The organism is Shinella sp. GW821-FHT10F02 (genome assembly GCF_058809275.1).
Window position 1 is genome coordinate 302,289 of record NZ_JBXASL010000004.1, and the last position, 14,468, is coordinate 316,756.

General features: G+C 63.8%; 13 protein-coding genes, 1 tRNA gene and 1 riboswitch. Of the genes, 4 read left to right on the forward strand and 10 right to left on the reverse strand.

Going from position 1 to position 14,468, the window contains the following annotated elements; genetic code table 11:
• Positions 1–19: 19 nt before the first annotated feature.
• Positions 20–93: transfer RNA gene (locus AC1RWL_RS14600), tRNA-Gly, on the reverse strand.
• Between the two features lie 123 nt (positions 94–216).
• On the opposite strand from AC1RWL_RS14600, the gene AC1RWL_RS14605 reads away from it, so the two are divergent.
• On the forward strand, positions 217–1,686 hold the full coding sequence (locus tag AC1RWL_RS14605; RefSeq protein ID WP_493095113.1) for an MJ1477/TM1410 family putative glycoside hydrolase: 1,470 nt from the start codon (positions 217–219) through the stop codon (positions 1,684–1,686).
• Positions 1,687–1,778: 92 nt separating this feature from the next.
• Here the strand turns inward: AC1RWL_RS14605 and AC1RWL_RS14610 are convergent, their stop codons facing one another.
• Complete coding sequence (locus tag AC1RWL_RS14610; protein WP_493095310.1) at positions 1,779–2,888, reverse strand: 2'-deoxycytidine 5'-triphosphate deaminase; 1,110 nt, start codon at positions 2,886–2,888, stop codon at positions 1,779–1,781.
• Positions 2,889–2,966: 78 nt separating this feature from the next.
• Positions 2,967–3,045, forward strand: a riboswitch (SAM riboswitch).
• A 43-nt stretch (positions 3,046–3,088) separates the two neighbouring features.
• On the opposite strand from AC1RWL_RS14610, the gene AC1RWL_RS14615 reads away from it, so the two are divergent.
• Together AC1RWL_RS14615 and apaG are read left to right on the forward strand one after the other, a co-directional pair.
• Positions 3,089–4,273, forward strand: a complete 1,185-nt coding sequence (locus AC1RWL_RS14615) for an O-succinylhomoserine sulfhydrylase (protein WP_439614932.1) — start codon at positions 3,089–3,091, stop codon at positions 4,271–4,273.
• A gap of 126 nt (positions 4,274–4,399) precedes the next feature.
• Positions 4,400–4,792: a Co2+/Mg2+ efflux protein ApaG gene (gene apaG, locus AC1RWL_RS14620; RefSeq protein ID WP_256117977.1), complete on the forward strand. Its 393-nt coding sequence runs from the start codon at positions 4,400–4,402 to the stop codon at positions 4,790–4,792.
• Between the two features lie 20 nt (positions 4,793–4,812).
• On the opposite strand, the gene AC1RWL_RS14625 is transcribed toward apaG, so the two are convergent.
• The 3 genes from AC1RWL_RS14625 to AC1RWL_RS14635 all read right to left on the reverse strand — a co-directional run bounded on the left by AC1RWL_RS14625 (position 4,813) and on the right by AC1RWL_RS14635 (position 8,181).
• On the reverse strand, positions 4,813–5,805 hold the full coding sequence (locus AC1RWL_RS14625; protein ID WP_435266626.1) for an Hsp33 family molecular chaperone: 993 nt from the start codon (positions 5,803–5,805) through the stop codon (positions 4,813–4,815).
• A 196-nt stretch (positions 5,806–6,001) separates the two neighbouring features.
• Positions 6,002–6,913, reverse strand: a complete 912-nt coding sequence (gene argF / locus AC1RWL_RS14630) for an ornithine carbamoyltransferase (protein ID WP_256117979.1) — start codon at positions 6,911–6,913, stop codon at positions 6,002–6,004.
• Between the two features lie 77 nt (positions 6,914–6,990).
• On the reverse strand, positions 6,991–8,181 hold the full coding sequence (locus tag AC1RWL_RS14635; protein WP_493095114.1) for an aspartate aminotransferase family protein: 1,191 nt from the start codon (positions 8,179–8,181) through the stop codon (positions 6,991–6,993).
• A gap of 424 nt (positions 8,182–8,605) precedes the next feature.
• Between AC1RWL_RS14635 and AC1RWL_RS14640 the strand changes: the two genes are divergently transcribed.
• Positions 8,606–9,145 (forward strand): GcrA family cell cycle regulator, encoded by a 540-nt coding sequence (locus tag AC1RWL_RS14640; protein ID WP_435266629.1) that lies wholly within the window; start codon positions 8,606–8,608, stop codon positions 9,143–9,145.
• A 134-nt stretch (positions 9,146–9,279) separates the two neighbouring features.
• Here the strand turns inward: AC1RWL_RS14640 and phoB are convergent, their stop codons facing one another.
• From phoB to pstC, 5 genes are read right to left on the reverse strand one after another with little or no spacing between them, the layout of a single operon-like run.
• Positions 9,280–9,963 (reverse strand): phosphate regulon transcriptional regulator PhoB, encoded by a 684-nt coding sequence (phoB, locus tag AC1RWL_RS14645; protein WP_256117983.1) that lies wholly within the window; start codon positions 9,961–9,963, stop codon positions 9,280–9,282.
• 14 nt (positions 9,964–9,977) lie between these two features.
• Positions 9,978–10,706 (reverse strand): phosphate signaling complex protein PhoU, encoded by a 729-nt coding sequence (gene phoU, locus AC1RWL_RS14650; protein ID WP_439614929.1) that lies wholly within the window; start codon positions 10,704–10,706, stop codon positions 9,978–9,980.
• Between the two features lie 51 nt (positions 10,707–10,757).
• Positions 10,758–11,573: a phosphate ABC transporter ATP-binding protein PstB gene (pstB, locus tag AC1RWL_RS14655; protein WP_256117986.1), complete on the reverse strand. Its 816-nt coding sequence runs from the start codon at positions 11,571–11,573 to the stop codon at positions 10,758–10,760.
• Between the two features lie 13 nt (positions 11,574–11,586).
• Positions 11,587–12,915 carry a phosphate ABC transporter permease PstA gene (pstA, locus tag AC1RWL_RS14660; RefSeq protein WP_493095115.1) on the reverse strand — a complete coding sequence of 443 codons (1,329 nt, stop codon included), beginning with the start codon at positions 12,913–12,915 and terminating at the stop codon, positions 11,587–11,589.
• Positions 12,912–14,396 (reverse strand): phosphate ABC transporter permease subunit PstC, encoded by a 1,485-nt coding sequence (gene pstC, locus AC1RWL_RS14665; RefSeq protein WP_435266631.1) that lies wholly within the window; start codon positions 14,394–14,396, stop codon positions 12,912–12,914. The genes pstA and pstC overlap by 4 nt, the downstream gene beginning before the upstream one ends.
• Positions 14,397–14,468: the final 72 nt, after the last annotated feature.

The following is a 14,468-nucleotide window of genomic DNA, read 5'->3' on the forward strand; positions in this document are numbered from 1 at the left end:
AAAGAGGATGTCGGGCGGCTGGAGCGGGTAGCGGGAATCGAACCCGCGCGTTCAGCTTGGGAAGCTGACAGGCTACCATTACATCATACCCGCAAGGCAGCGCGACGGCGCAGTCATTCAACAGTTCGCCCGGCGTGTCAAGCGCGCGACATGCCCGGTGGGCTATACTAGATTGGCGTCCGGATTTCATCGATTCGTTCGGAGCCAAAGCAACCTATGATCCAGTTCGCCACCTCAACCGGGACGGTCTCGGTCAAAAATTGGGGCTATGAGCTGCAAGGGCTGAACGGCAATGCGCTCGACCCGGCCCTGCTCGCCTCGGCCACCCATGACCTGCTGGTAATCGACGCTTCGCGGGACGGAACCGATGCGGGCCGATTTTCGCAAGACGAGATCACGCGCATGAAGGACGGCATGGGCGGCCGCTCCGTCGTCATCTCCTATACCTCGATCGGCGAAGCCTCGGACTTCCGCGACTATTGGGACAAGGACTGGACGACGACCGGCACGGCGATGGGACGGTTGACCGGCGAGGCACCGGACTGGCTTGGCCCGGTCAATCCCGACTGGCCGGAGAGCCGCAAGGTCCGGTATTGGGATTCCGACTGGCAGAAGATCATCTTCAACGACCAGAAGACCGGCGAAGTCGATGCCATCGTCAAGGCAGGTTTTGACGCGGCCTATCTCGATATCGTCGACGGCTATTATTTCTGGGGCGCGGAGATTTCCGCGAAGGACAAGCAGGCGGGCGACCCGGCAAACGTCAAGCAGGCGGCGCAGCGCATGGTGGATTTCATCGTGGACCTGACCGCGCATGCGCGCGAGAGCAACCCGGATTTCTTCGTGATCCCGCAGAACGGCGCATGGATTCTCGACGACCTGGGCTCCGACACCGCGCGCAAAAAGGCCTATCTCGATGCCATCGGTGGCATTGCGGTGGAGGACCTCTACTTTCGCGGCGATGCGGACGAGAACAATCCGCTGCGCCCGGACGAGGAGACCATCGCCACCCTGAAGCGGGATTTTCTGGACAAGGGCATACCGGTCTTCGTCGTCGACTACATCAATGGCAGCAAGCGGGTCGCCGACTTCAACAAGATGGTGCTGGAAGACGGTTTCATCCCCTTCGCCTCGCCCGACCGGGATCTCGACCGGCTGGTCGGCACCCATGACGGCGATCCGGCCTATATAAAACCTTCGGCGAAGGCGGATGTGTTGCGCGGCTCGAAGCTCGCGGACACGATCCATGCGCTGGCTGGCAATGACAGGATCGACGGCCGGGCCGGCAACGATTGGCTCTATGGCGGCGCGGGCAAGGATACGCTGACGGGTGGCGCAGGTGCGGACAGGCTGAAGGGAGGTGCCGGCGCCGATACCTTTGTCTTCAAGTCCATCAAGGATTCGACCGTTGCCGCTTCCGGGCGCGACACGATCGGCGATTTTTCCGCAAAGGACGGCGACAGGATCGACCTGAAGACCATCGACGCGAGCACGAAAACCGCCGGTGACCAGGCCTTCGCCTTCATCGGCACCCAGGCTTTCCACAAAAAGGCGGGCGAGCTGCGCTATGAGACCAAGGCCGGCGACACCCTTGTCTTCGGCGACGTCAACGGCGACGGCAAGGCCGATTTTTCCATCCGGCTCGACGCGGCGATCACGCTCACGAAAGGCGACTTCATTCTTTAGCCGGCTTAGGGCTTCGCCGGCTCATCTATGAACAGCCGGCGCGTATGGCAATCAGCCCGCCTCGGCGGGCATGAGCCCCCGCACTTACAAAATTATCCCGCGCGAAAATGTTTGGAGAGTTTCAGGCCCTGCGCCTGGTAGTTGGAGCCAAGGCCGGTGCCGTAGAGGCCTTCGGGGGCGTCGAGCATGTGCTCGTAGATGAGGCGGCCGACGATCTGGCCGTGTTCCAGGATGAAGGGCACTTCGTGGCTGCGCACCTCCAGGACCGCGCGGCTGCCGGAGCCGCCGGCGGGCGCGTGGCCGAAGCCGGGATCGAAGAAGCCGGCATAGTGCACGCGGAATTCGCCAACGAGCGGGTCGAAGGGCGTCATCTCCGCGGCGTAGAGCGGCGGGACATGCACGGCCTCGCGCGAGACGAGGATGTAGAACTCGTCCGGATCGAGGATCAGCTCGTTGCGGCCGCGGCTGAACAGCGGCTCCCAGAAATCGAAGATATCGTGCTGGTTCTTGCGGTCGACATCGACGACGGAGGTGTGGTGCTTGCCGCGATAGCCGATGAGGCCATCCGGGCCGGTGCCCTTGAGGTCGATCGACAGTGCGATGCCGCCCCCGGAGACGTTCGGCGTGTCGCTCGCCACCAGCGTGTCGCTGCCGTGCAGCGCCAGCAGTTCGCTTTCGCCGAGCAGGGCATTGCCCTTGCGAAAACGGATCTGCGACAGGCGCGAGCCTCGGCGCACGACGATCGGGAAGGTGCGCGGCGAGATTTCGAGATAGAGCGGGCCGGAATAGCCGGCCGGGATCTTGTCGAATTCCTGGGCGCGATCGGTGATGACGCGCGTGAAGATATCGAGGCGGCCGGTGGAGCTTTTCGGGTTCGCGGAAGCCGCGAGTTCGGCCGGCAGGTCGAGGCTTTCCATCAGCGGCACGATATAGACGCAGCCGGTCTCCAGCACCGCGCCGACCGAGAGGTCGATGACGTGCAGTTGCAGCCGGTCGAGCTTGTCGGCGACGAGATGCGACGGCCCCGGCAGGAAGCTGGCGCGCACGCGGAAGGCGCGTGCGCCGAGGCGCAGGTCGAGGCTTGCCGGCTGGATCTGGTCGTCGTCGAGCGGGGCCTCGCTTTTCAGCCGGCCGCCGTCGAACAAGCCACGAATGGCGTTGTCCGCCAGAATACCTGTGCTGCGCACCGCAGAGCCACCCATCATCATAAAGTCCCGTCAGAAGGCCGCACAAAACCAAATGCCGGCAATTGACGCAAGCGCGGGCGCGCAGTATTAGCAAAGTTATCCCGTGGTGATTTGGCCGGCCGGCTTGCAGCCACGTAAAACAAGTAGCTAAAAAGGCCGGGTTCAAAACCGGCCTGCTTTTGCGGCCGGTTTTTTTGTTTGAAGGCAACGATCACATGAGCAAGTCCTGGCGCCCGGCCACCCAACTCGTTCACGGCGGAACCACCCGCTCCCAGCATGGCGAAACCGCAGAGGCAATCTTCCTCACGCAAGGGTTCGTCTATGACACGTCCGCGGCCGCCGAGGCCCGCTTCAAGGGCGAGACGGACGGCTTCATCTACGCCCGCTACGGCAGCCCCACCAACGACATGTTCGAAAAGCGCATGTGCCTGCTGGAAGGTGCGGAGGATGCGCGCGCCACCGCCTCCGGCATGGCCGCCGTTTCCGCCGCGATCCTCTGCCAGCTGAAGGCCGGCGACCATATCGTTGCCGCCCGTGCGCTGTTCGGTTCCTGCCGCTGGGTGGTCGAGACGCTCGCGCCGAAATACGGCATCGAATGCACGCTGATCGACGGCCGCGACCTCGCCAACTGGGAAAAGGCGATCCAGAAGAACACCAAGGTGTTCTTCCTCGAAAGCCCGACCAACCCGACGCTGGAAGTGATCGACATCGCGGGTGTCGCTAAGCTCGCCAACCAGGTCGGCGCCAAGGTCGTCGTCGACAACGTGTTCGCCACGCCGCTCTTTCAGAAGCCGCTCGAACTCGGCGCGCATGTCGTCGTCTATTCCGCCACCAAGCATATTGATGGCCAGGGCCGCTGCCTTGGCGGCGTTGTGCTGTCGGACAAGGCGTGGATCGACGAGAACCTGCACGACTATTTCCGCCACACCGGCCCGGCCATGTCGCCATTCAATGCCTGGACGCTGCTGAAGGGCATCGAGACGCTACCGCTCCGCGTCAAGCAGCAGACGGAGAATGCCAGCCGCATCGCCGATTTCCTCGCCGAAAGCAACAAGGTCGCCCAGGTCATCTATCCGGGCCGCAAGGACCATCCGCAGGCCGATATCATCGCCAAGCAGATGACGGGCGGCTCGACGCTGGTCTGCTTCGAGCTGAAGGGCGGCAAGGAAGCGGCCTTCGCTTTGCAGGATGCGCTCGAGGTGATCAAGATCTCCAACAATCTTGGCGATGCGAAAAGCCTGATCACCCATCCGGCGACGACCACGCACAAGAACCTGACGGACGAGGCGCGCGCCGAACTCGGCATTTCCGCCGGCACGGTGCGCCTGTCGGCCGGCATCGAGGACAGTGAAGACCTGATCGAGGATTTTTCGCGCGCCCTTGCGAAGATCAACGCCTGATCCTCGACACCACGAAACGGACAAATGCGGAAGCACCGGCCGAAGCGGCCGGTGCTTTCTTTGCTTATCCTTGACGAAACCATATTCCTGTAGAATAGCAGGAGCTAATCAGTTCAAGGCTTGCCCATGTATCGTGCGCTTACCCGCGACATCGAAGTGACCGTAGAGCCGTACTACCTGGCCGATCAGTCCGATCCTGACGACAGCCGCTATGTCTGGGGTTACCGGGTGGTCATCGCGAACCATTCCGATGTCGTCGTCCGGCTGATGACGCGCTACTGGCACATCACCGACCAGAACGGCCAGGTGGACGAGGTCAACGGTCCGGGCGTCATTGGCGAGCAGCCGGTGCTGCGCCCCGGCGATACCTATGAATATTCCTCCGGCTGCCCGCTCGAAACGCCGTCCGGCATCATGTTCGGCCGCTACCGCATGGAAGCGGAGAACGGCGAAGCCTTCGACGTCGCCATCCCCGCCTTCTCCCTGGATACGCCAGGGCAGCCACGCGTCCTGAACTGAGTACGCGTGCTCTTCTACTGCTACTGCGGCAAAACTTCCGCCGCCTCGAAGCGGTAGGTGGTCGAGCAGAATTCGCAGGTGAGCTCAATCTCACCCTTGTCGTCCGTCGTGTGGGCGATCTCCTCGGCGCTCAGCGCTGCGAGCACGCCCTTCAGCTTCTCGCGCGAACAGGAGCAGCGGTCCAAGACCTGCTGCGGCTGGTACACACGCACGCCGCGCTCGTGGAAGAGCCGGAACAGCAGCCGTTCGGTGCCGACATTCGGATCCGTCAGCTCGTCGGCGTCGATCGTCTCGACCATCGCCTTGGCTTCCGCCCAGTTGTCGTCGTCGGCGATCTTGTGGCCGGCCTCGTCGCCGTCGCCGCCCGGAAGATCGGGCTGGCGCATGCGCTCCGGCGCCTGCGGCAGGAACTGCGCGACCATGCCGCCGGCCCGCCAGCGGTGACGCACCTTGCCATCCGCATCGCGATCGAACAGTTCGGCGACACCAAGGCGCACCTTGGTCGGGATTTGTTCCGACTGGCGGAAATAGACGCCGGCGATCTCTTCCAGCGTATGGCCATCGAGCGGCACAATGCCCTGGTAGCGCTGGGTATGCGCGCCCTGATCGATGGTGAAGGCGAGGATGCCCTTGCCGAGCAGTTCGTGCGGCTCGGTCCGGCCCTCGGCAATCGCCGCATCGAGCGCTTCCTGGTCGAAGCGGGCATAGGCGCGCACATTCTCCGGCGCGGAGAAATCGGCGACCAGCAGATCGACGGGGCCGTCGCCCTTGGTCTGGACGATCAGCTTGCCTTCGAACTTCAGCGAGGTGCCGAGCAGCACGGTCAGCGCAATCGCCTCGGCAAGCAGCCGCGCGACGGGGGCCGGATAGTTGTGACGGCCCAGAATGCCGTCGAGCATGGGGCCGAGCTGGACCGCGCGGCCGCGCACGTCGAGGCCCTCCACCTGGAACGGCACGACATGATCGTCGCCAGCATAACCGGGCTCTCCGAGTTTCAGGGCATTCTCAGCCATCATCATCCTGCTCCTTGCACGCCGGGAAGCCGCCGGGCCAGAGGCCCCGCTTCGGTCAGACCGGCGTTCTACCGTGATTTCGCGCTCCTGCCGCCCGATAATTCCATAGAGAGCGGGCATGCGCCAGAGAGAGCGCCTTACAGCGCTCCGTGATGGCCCCTAGATCGTGCCGCGCGCGGTATTTTTCAAGATGGCGTCAGACGGCGCCAAGGCACCAGGCAAGGATCGATTTCTGCGCATGAAGACGGTTTTCCGCCTCGTCGAAGACCACCGACTGCGGGCCGTCGATCACCTCGTCGGTGACCTCCTCGCCGCGATGCGCCGGCAGGCAGTGCATGAAGAGGGCGTTCTCGTTTGCCCGCGCCATAAGCTGCTTGTTCACCTGGTAGGGCTGGAAGATGTTGTGGCCGCGGGCGCGGTGTTCCTGATTCATCGAGACCCAGGTGTCGGTGACGATGAGGTCGACGCCCTCGACGATGGCGTCCGGATCATGGCCGAGCAGGATGTTGCCGCCATTGTCGCGTGCCCAGTTCAGGATCTTGTCGTCCGGCTCGGAGCCCATCGGCACGGCCATCTTCATCGTATAGCCGAAGCGGGCCGAACCCTCGACGAAGGAATGCAGCACGTTGTTGCCGTCGCCTGTCCAGGCGAAGGTCTTGCCCTTCGTCGAGCCGCGATGCTCCTCGAAGGTCATGATGTCGGCCATGATCTGGCAGGGATGCGTCAGGTCCGTCAGCGCATTGATGACCGGCACGGTGGCGTGTTCGGCAAGCTCCAGCAGGCGGGCATGGTCGGTGGTGCGGATCATGATGGCATCGACGTAGCGCGATAGAACCTTGGCCGTATCACCGATCGTCTCGGCGCGGCCGAGCTGCATTTCCGTGCCCGACAGGAACAGCGTCTCGCCGCCGAGCTGGCGCATGCCGACGTCGAAGGAGACGCGGGTTCGGGTCGAGGGCTTCTCGAAGATCATGGCGAGCATCTTGCCGGCGAGCGGCTTTGCCTCCGTGCCGGCCTTGCTGGCGGCCTTGCGCGTGTGCGCATCGTCCATGATGACGCGGAGATCGCTTTCCGAAACGGCGGAAAGGTCGAGAAAATGCTTGGCCATGATGTGTCCTGTCTGTCCGGTCCTTTGATGCTGCCGCGACCTTTGCGCGTCACGAGTGACGCGCGGCGCGGCAGTGCTCAGGCCGCCTTGGCGGCGCTGAGCTTTTCGGCAGCCCGCTCGATGCGCGCAAGCCCCTCGCGCGCCTCCTCGGTGGTCACCGTCAGCGGCGGCAACAGCCGCAGCACATTGTCGCCCGCCGGCACGGCGAGCAGCTTTTCCGCACGCACGGCCTTGAGCAGTTCGGCGGTCGGTATCCTTGCCTTGATGCCGAGCATCAGGCCCTCGCCGCGGATATCCTCGATGATCTCGGGGAAGCGATCCTTCAATGCCGCGAGACCCTGGCGGAAGACGAGCGCCACGTCGCGCACATGATCGAGGAAGCCCTCTTCCAGCACGACGTCGAGCACCGCATTGCCGACCGCCATGGCGAGCGGGTTGCCGCCATAGGTCGAGCCATGTGTGCCGGCGACCATGCCGGCAGCCGCTTCGTTCGTGGCAAGGCAGGCGCCGAGCGGGAAACCGCCGCCGATGCCCTTGGCGACCGCCATGATATCCGGCGTGACGCCCGACCATTCATGGGCGAACAGGCGCCCGGTGCGGCCGACGCCGGACTGTACCTCGTCGAGAACCAGCAGCAGGCCGTATTCGTCGCAGAGCTGGCGCAGCTCCTGCATGAATTCCTTCGGCACCGGGCGGATGCCGCCCTCGCCCTGCACCGGCTCGATCAGGATCGCGGCCGTCTCTTCGGTGATCGCATCCTTGACGGCGGTGATGTCGCCGAAGGGGACCTGGAGGAAGCCGGGGGCCTTGGGGCCGAACCCTTCGAGGTACTTTTCCTGGCCGCCGGCGGCGATCGTCGCGAGCGTGCGGCCGTGGAAGGCGCCTTCGAAGGTGATGATGTGGAACTTGCCGGGATGGCCCTTGGCGAAATGATAGCGGCGCGCGGTCTTGATCGCGCATTCCAGCGCTTCGGCGCCCGAATTGGTGAAGAACACCTTGTCGGCGAAGGTCGCCTCCGTCAGGCGGCGGCCGAGGCTTTCCTGGCCCGGAACCTCATAGAGGTTCGACAGGTGCCAGACCTTGTCGGCCTGGTCCTTCAGCGCGGCGACGAGATGCGGATGCGCATGGCCCAGCGAATTGACGGCGACGCCGGCGGCGAAGTCGAGATATCGCTCGCCATCCTCGGCGATCAGCCAGACGCCCTCCCCGCGCGTGAACCGGAGCGGTGCACGCATATAGGTTTCATAGAGCGGCGCGGCATCGGCCATGGCGCGGATCCTCCGAAAAAGAGATGCGGAAAAACGTGAACGCGGCTTGACTTTTCCAGGCTCCAGAAAAATCAAAAGCCGCCTTTCGGCGGCATGCGGCACTATCGGCATTTCAGGCCGGGATGTCAACAAATCGCACCCCGAAATAGTGCTGAACCTCCCGCAAGGTGAGGATTCACGCCACGCGCGGAAGGTGTCGCTATCGAGTCACACCCGGCCAGCAAGTTGGGGAAAACTCGGAAATCGATTCGCCCGGATTCCTGCGACTCTTGTCACAGAGTCCCCCAAACTCTAGGTTAAAGACCAATTACTAGACTGCATGCGGCGGAACTAGTCACCAAAAGAGTTAGGGCGTTCAAATTCCGGACCCGTCCGGAACGCGATGAGGGATTCCCGCATTGCGAGCGCCGAGCGGAGACGAGAGATGAACTGGACAGACGAGCGGGTCGAGAAACTCAAGAAGCTCTGGAGCGAGGGCCTGAGCGCGAGCCAGATCGCGGCACAGCTCGGCGGCGTCAGCCGCAACGCGGTTATCGGCAAGGTGCACCGGCTTAACCTGCCGGGCCGCGCCAAGGCCGGCGGCACGCAGAGCGCGTCGCGCCCCAAGCGCCCGGTGCCGGCAGCCCCGCGCCCCGCGACGACCTTCCAGGCCCGCGCCGTGACGGCCCGTTCCGTGGTGCGCCCGGCCGGCAACACCATCACCAAGGAAGAGGTCGAGACGGATTTCGAGACGCAGCGCGAGCAGCTTCCGGTTCCGTCCAACGGCAACAACGTGGTCGTGCCCATGTCGCGCCGGCTCGAGCTGACCCAGCTCACCGAGCGCACCTGCAAATGGCCGATCGGCGACCCGCTGAACGACGACTTCCACTTCTGCGGCAACGAGTCCCCGGACAACTCGCCCTACTGCACCTACCACCAGCGCCTCGCCTACCAGCCCTCGGCCGAGCGCCGCCGGATGCGGTGATCTTTTCCACGACGGCACATGCGATGCGGACCCGAAAGGGTCCGTTTTCGTTTGTGATGTAGGGCCGGACCATACTCCAAAACGCAAACAGGCCCCGAAGGGCCCATTTTCGTCCTTGGGAGGAAAGGGGTCGCTCAGGCTTCCAGCGAATAGCCTGCGCCGCGCACCGTGCGGATGACGTCCTGCATGTTGGCGAAGTTGAGCGCCTTGCGCAGGCGGCCGACATGCACGTCGACCGTGCGTTCGTCGACATAGATGTCGTGGCCCCAGACGCCATCGAGAAGCTGCGAGCGCGAGAAGACGCGGCCGGGCGAGGTCATCAGGAATTCCAGCAGGCGGAATTCCGTCGGGCCGAGGCGGACTTCGCGGGTGCGGCGGTGCACGCGATGCGTCTCGCGGTCGAGCTCGATATCGCCGCAGCGCAGCACCGTCGAGACGACTTCCGGCCGGGCGCGGCGCAGCATGGCGCGCACGCGGGCGACGAGTTCGGGCGTCGAGAACGGCTTGACGACATAGTCGTCGGCGCCGGTGGCGAGCCCGCGCACGCGCTCGCTCTCTTCGCCGCGTGCCGTCAGCATGATGATCGGCAGGCGTTCGGTCTCCGGCCGCTGGCGCAGCCGCCGGCACAGTTCGATGCCCGAAACGCCCGGCAGCATCCAGTCGAGGATGAGGAGGTCCGGCATGCGCTCCTGCAAGCGCACTTCGGCCTCGTCACCGGAGAGGATCGTATCGACCTCGAAACCTTCGGCTTCGAGGTTGTAGCGCAGGAGGACGCTCAACGCCTCCTCGTCTTCCACGACGGCGATTCTGGGCACCATGGAGGCAAAACTCCTTACTCGGAGGCTTCAGTGACGTCGGCAGTGACCACTGACGTCGAGGTGTCGTCCTTCGGGCGTTCGCCTTCGGGCTGCGAGCCGGTCGCCATGTAGTAGATGGTTTCCGCGATGTTGGTCGCATGGTCGCCGATGCGCTCGATGTTCTTGGCGCAGAACAGGAGATGGGTGCAGGGCGTGATGTTGCGCGGATCTTCCATCATGTAGGTGAGGAGTTCGCGGAACAGCGAGGTGTAGATCGCGTCGATCTCGTCGTCGCGCTCGCGGATGGCCTTGGCCTTCTCCACCGAGCGGGTGGCGTAGACGTCGAGCACTTCCTTGAGCTGGATCAGCGTCAGTTCGGCGAGGTGCTCCAGGCCGCGGGTAAGCTTGCGGGGCATACCCGAGCTCTGCACGGCGATGACGCGCTTGGCAGTGTTCTTGCCGAGGTCGCCGACGCGCTCCAGTTCGGCCGCGATACGGATCGCGCCCATGATTTCGCGCAGGTCCGCAGCCACCGGCTGGCGCTTGGCGATCGTGACGATCGCCTTCTCGTTGATCTGGCGCTCGGCGGTGTCGAGGATGACGTCTTCCGAGATCACCTTCTGCGCCAGCGCACCATCGGTGGTGACGAGCGCACGGACAGAGTCCGCCACCATCTGCTCGGCCGTGCCACCCATTTCGGAGATGCGGCGGGAGAGGTACTTCAGTTCTTCGTCATAAATCGAGACAATATGGGTCGATGACATGGTTGTGTCCTTAATGCGCTCGGATTTTCAGGGGGTTCGGCGACGATGGCGTCAGCCGAAGCGGCCCATGATGTAGTCCTGCGTGCGCTGGTCATCCGGGTTGGTGAACATCTTGTCGGTGTCGTTCTCCTCGACGAGGTTGCCGAGGTGGAACATGGCGGTGCGCTGCGAAACGCGGGCCGCCTGCTGCATCGAGTGCGTCACGATGACGATCGTGAAGTTGGCGCGCAGCTCGTGGATCAGTTCCTCGACCTTTGCGGTCGCGATCGGGTCGAGCGCCGAGCAGGGTTCGTCCATCAGGATGACTTCCGGGCTGACGGCGACAGCGCGGGCGATGCACAGGCGCTGCTGCTGACCGCCGGAGAGGCCGGTTCCGCCTTCGAGCAGGCGGTCCTTCACCTCGTTCCACAGGCCGGCCTTCTGCAGGCTGGACTCGACGATGGCGTCCATGTCGGCCTTCGCCTTGGCGAGGCCGTGGATGCGCGGGCCGTAGGCGACGTTCTCGTAGATCGACTTCGGGAACGGGTTCGGCTTCTGGAAGACCATGCCGACGCGGGCGCGCAGTTCGACGACGTCGATGTTCGGATCGTAGATATCGTCTGTGTCGAGCGTGATGCGGCCGGTAACGCGGCAGCCTTCGATAGTGTCGTTCATGCGGTTCAGTGTGCGCAGGAACGTCGACTTGCCGCAGCCCGACGGGCCGATGAGCGCCGTCACGGTGTTCTGGCGGACATTGAGGTTCACGTCATAGAGGGCGCGCTTGTCGCCGTAATAGACCGAAACGTCCTTGCCGATCATCTTGTAGGAAATGTCGTTCATTTTCTTGTCCAGCGCTTTCTCGACTGCTGCTTCTGACATCATGTTCATCTGTTTGGTCCTTCTACCAACGCCGCTCGAAGCGGCGGCGCAACAGGATGGCGCCAACATTCATGAGGATGAGGAAGACGAGGAGGAGGATGATAGCACCCGATGTGCGCTCCACGAAGGCGCGCTCCGCCTCATTCGCCCACATGTAGATCTGCACCGGCAGCGCCGTTGCGGGTTCGAGCGGCGTCGACGGGATATCGGCGACGAAGGCAACCATGCCGATGAGCAGCAGCGGCGCGGTTTCGCCAAGCGCGTGGGCGAGACCGATGATGGTGCCGGTCAGGATGCCGGGCATGGCAAGCGGCAGGACGTGGTGGAACACGGTCTGCATCTTCGAGGCGCCGAGGCCGAGCGCTGCCGAGCGGATGGACGGCGGCACGGCCTTCAGTGCCGAACGGGTCGCGATGATGATCGTCGGCAGCGTCATGAGGGTCAGCACCAGGCCACCGACGAGGGAGGCCGAGCGCGGGAAGCCCGCAAAGTTGACGAAGACGGCGAGACCGAGCAGACCGTAGACGATCGACGGCACGGCGGCGAGGTTGTTGATGTTGACTTCGATGAGGTCGGTGAAGCGGTTCTTCGGTGCGAACTCTTCGAGATAGATCGAGGCCGCAACGCCGATGGGCAGCGCCAGCACCAGCACGATCAGCATCATGTAGAGCGAGCCGACGGCAGCGACGGCGACGCCGGCGGCCTCCGGACGGCTCGATGCGCCGTTGAGGAAGATACCGGTGTTGAAGTGCTTGGAAAGCGCGCCGCTTTCGGCAAGCTGGTTCATCCAGCCGATCTGCTTGTCGGAGATCTTGCGGTTGTTCTCGGCGACGGCCAGATCGATCTGGCCCTTGAAGGCGGAATCGAGGTCGCCGTGCGCAAGGAAGGTCACGGTCTGCGTGGTGCCGATGATCGACGGATCGGCGGTGACGAGATCGCGCAACTGGGTGCGGACGCTGTCCGAGATCATGCCGTTGACAGCGCGAAGGCCGGCACGGTCGTCTTCGCCGACACGAAGCACCTTGGCGAGCGCATTGCGGGCGACGACCGGATAGTTGGCCGATACCAGCTTCTGCGGATTGGTGGCCCGCTCGTTATCCTTGTCGATGATCTGCTCGGAGAACTCGACCGGAATGGTGATCATCGACTGCTGGAATGCGGTGTAGCCCTTGGAGACGACCGAAAACAGCAGCAGGAACAGGAAGATCAGACCGAAGGCAATCGCAGCCATGCCGTAGAGGCGGAAGCGACGTTCGGCGGCATAGCGGCCGCGCAGGCCGATATCGCGGCGTTCGGGCTTGGAGGCAGCACCTAGGGCGGCCGTAGTAGGGCTCGTGGAGACCTGGCTCATTCGTACTGCTCCCGGTATTTGCGCACGATGTAAAGGGCGTAGATGTTGAGGCAAAGCGTGATGAAGAACAGCGTGATGCCCAGCGCGAATGCCACCAGCGTCTGAGGCGAGGTGAATTCAAGGTCGCCCGTCAACTGGCTGACGATCTTGACGGTCACGGTCGTCATCGGCTCGAAGGGGTTGAGCTGGATGCGGGCGGCAACGCCGGCGGCCAGGACCACGATCATCGTTTCACCGACGGCGCGCGAGGCGGTCATCAGCAGGGCGCCGACGATGCCCGGCAGTGCGGCCGGCAGGATGACGCGCTTGATCGTTTCCGAGCGGGTGGCGCCCAGGCCGAGCGAACCATCGCGCATGGCCCGCGGAACGGCGGTGATGATGTCGTCCGACAGCGAGGAGACGTAGGGGATCAGCATGATACCCATGACGAAACCGGCTGTCAGAACGCTCTGCGCCTGGATGAAGTTGGAATAATCACCGGTGACGAGGCCGTTGAGCTGCTCGGAAAGGTCGCGCAGGAACGGACCGACGGTCACGAGGGCGAAGAAGCCGTAGACGATGGTCGGGATGCCGGCCAGCACTTCAAGCAGCGGCTTTGCAACCGAGCGGACGTGACGCGAAGCATATTCCGACATGTAGATCGCGGCGAAGAGCCCGACCGGCACGGCGACCAGCATGGCGACGAGGCCGATATAGAGCGTACCGGCAAGCAGCGGGATCAGGCCGAACTGGCCGGAGGAGTCCGTCGAGCCGGCGGCGGCGAAACGCGGATCCCAGACCGTGCCGAAGAAGAACTCCCAGGCAGGCACCCGGTTGAAGAAGTGGATGGCTTCCGTTGCCATGGAGGCGACGATGCCGACCGTCGTCAGGATAGCGATCGACGAGGCGGCGATGAGGCCGACCAACATGACGCCTTCGACCCGGTTGCGGGCGCGGAACCGCGGTGCAATGGCGCGGTAGGAGAAAAACGCGCCGACGGCCGCGGCCAGGACGACGAGGATCGACAGGAAGGTGCTGCTCGCCCGCGACATGCGGCTGAGATCATCGGCGGACTTCAGCATGTAGGGCGCCGGGTCGGCGGCAAGCGGCACGCCCTTGGTGGCGAGCAGGCTGCGGGCGGTGGTGCCGTCCTTGAACAGCGCTTCGCGTTCTTCCGCCGAGAGCATCGCCATACCGCGGGCAATGGCGCCGATCATGTTGTAGCCGAGGTTCTGCTCGGCCTGCGACGTCGCCTTCACCTCTTCGGGAAAGCCCGCGCGAACGGTCGAACTGATGTAAATCGGGCTGGCAATAATCCAGACCAGCAGCACGACGATTGCCGGAAGCATGGCCCATATCGCAACGAAAGAGCCGTAATATCCTGGCCGCGAATGCAGGTTTGAGAGCCTGCCGCCGGCAAGCGCATTGGCGCGCCAGCTACCGACCATATAGCCCGCCACGCCGATGACGGCGACGACGAGCAAGAGAAGGGAAATACTCATTTAGGAAATTCTCCCGGCGAGATCATCTGCGCTGTCATTTTGTGTTTCGCAAAGCTGCTGACGGGCTTTGCT

Coding starts and splice junctions, on each gene's coding strand:
- pstA (WP_493095115.1), bottom strand. CDS start 12,915: ATGAGCCAGGTCTCCACGAGCCCTACTACGGCCGCCCTAGGTGCTGCC.
- argF (WP_256117979.1), bottom strand. CDS start 6,913: ATGGCCAAGCATTTTCTCGACCTTTCCGCCGTTTCGGAAAGCGATCTC.
- AC1RWL_RS14610 (WP_493095310.1), bottom strand. CDS start 2,888: ATGGGTGGCTCTGCGGTGCGCAGCACAGGTATTCTGGCGGACAACGCC.
- AC1RWL_RS14615 (WP_439614932.1), top strand. CDS start 3,089: ATGAGCAAGTCCTGGCGCCCGGCCACCCAACTCGTTCACGGCGGAACC.
- pstC (WP_435266631.1), bottom strand. CDS start 14,396: ATGAGTATTTCCCTTCTCTTGCTCGTCGTCGCCGTCATCGGCGTGGCG.
- phoU (WP_439614929.1), bottom strand. CDS start 10,706: ATGTCATCGACCCATATTGTCTCGATTTATGACGAAGAACTGAAGTAC.
- pstB (WP_256117986.1), bottom strand. CDS start 11,573: ATGAACATGATGTCAGAAGCAGCAGTCGAGAAAGCGCTGGACAAGAAA.
- apaG (WP_256117977.1), top strand. CDS start 4,400: ATGTATCGTGCGCTTACCCGCGACATCGAAGTGACCGTAGAGCCGTAC.
- AC1RWL_RS14635 (WP_493095114.1), bottom strand. CDS start 8,181: ATGGCCGATGCCGCGCCGCTCTATGAAACCTATATGCGTGCACCGCTC.
- AC1RWL_RS14605 (WP_493095113.1), top strand. CDS start 217: ATGATCCAGTTCGCCACCTCAACCGGGACGGTCTCGGTCAAAAATTGG.
- phoB (WP_256117983.1), bottom strand. CDS start 9,963: ATGGTGCCCAGAATCGCCGTCGTGGAAGACGAGGAGGCGTTGAGCGTC.
- AC1RWL_RS14640 (WP_435266629.1), top strand. CDS start 8,606: ATGAACTGGACAGACGAGCGGGTCGAGAAACTCAAGAAGCTCTGGAGC.
- AC1RWL_RS14625 (WP_435266626.1), bottom strand. CDS start 5,805: ATGGCTGAGAATGCCCTGAAACTCGGAGAGCCCGGTTATGCTGGCGAC.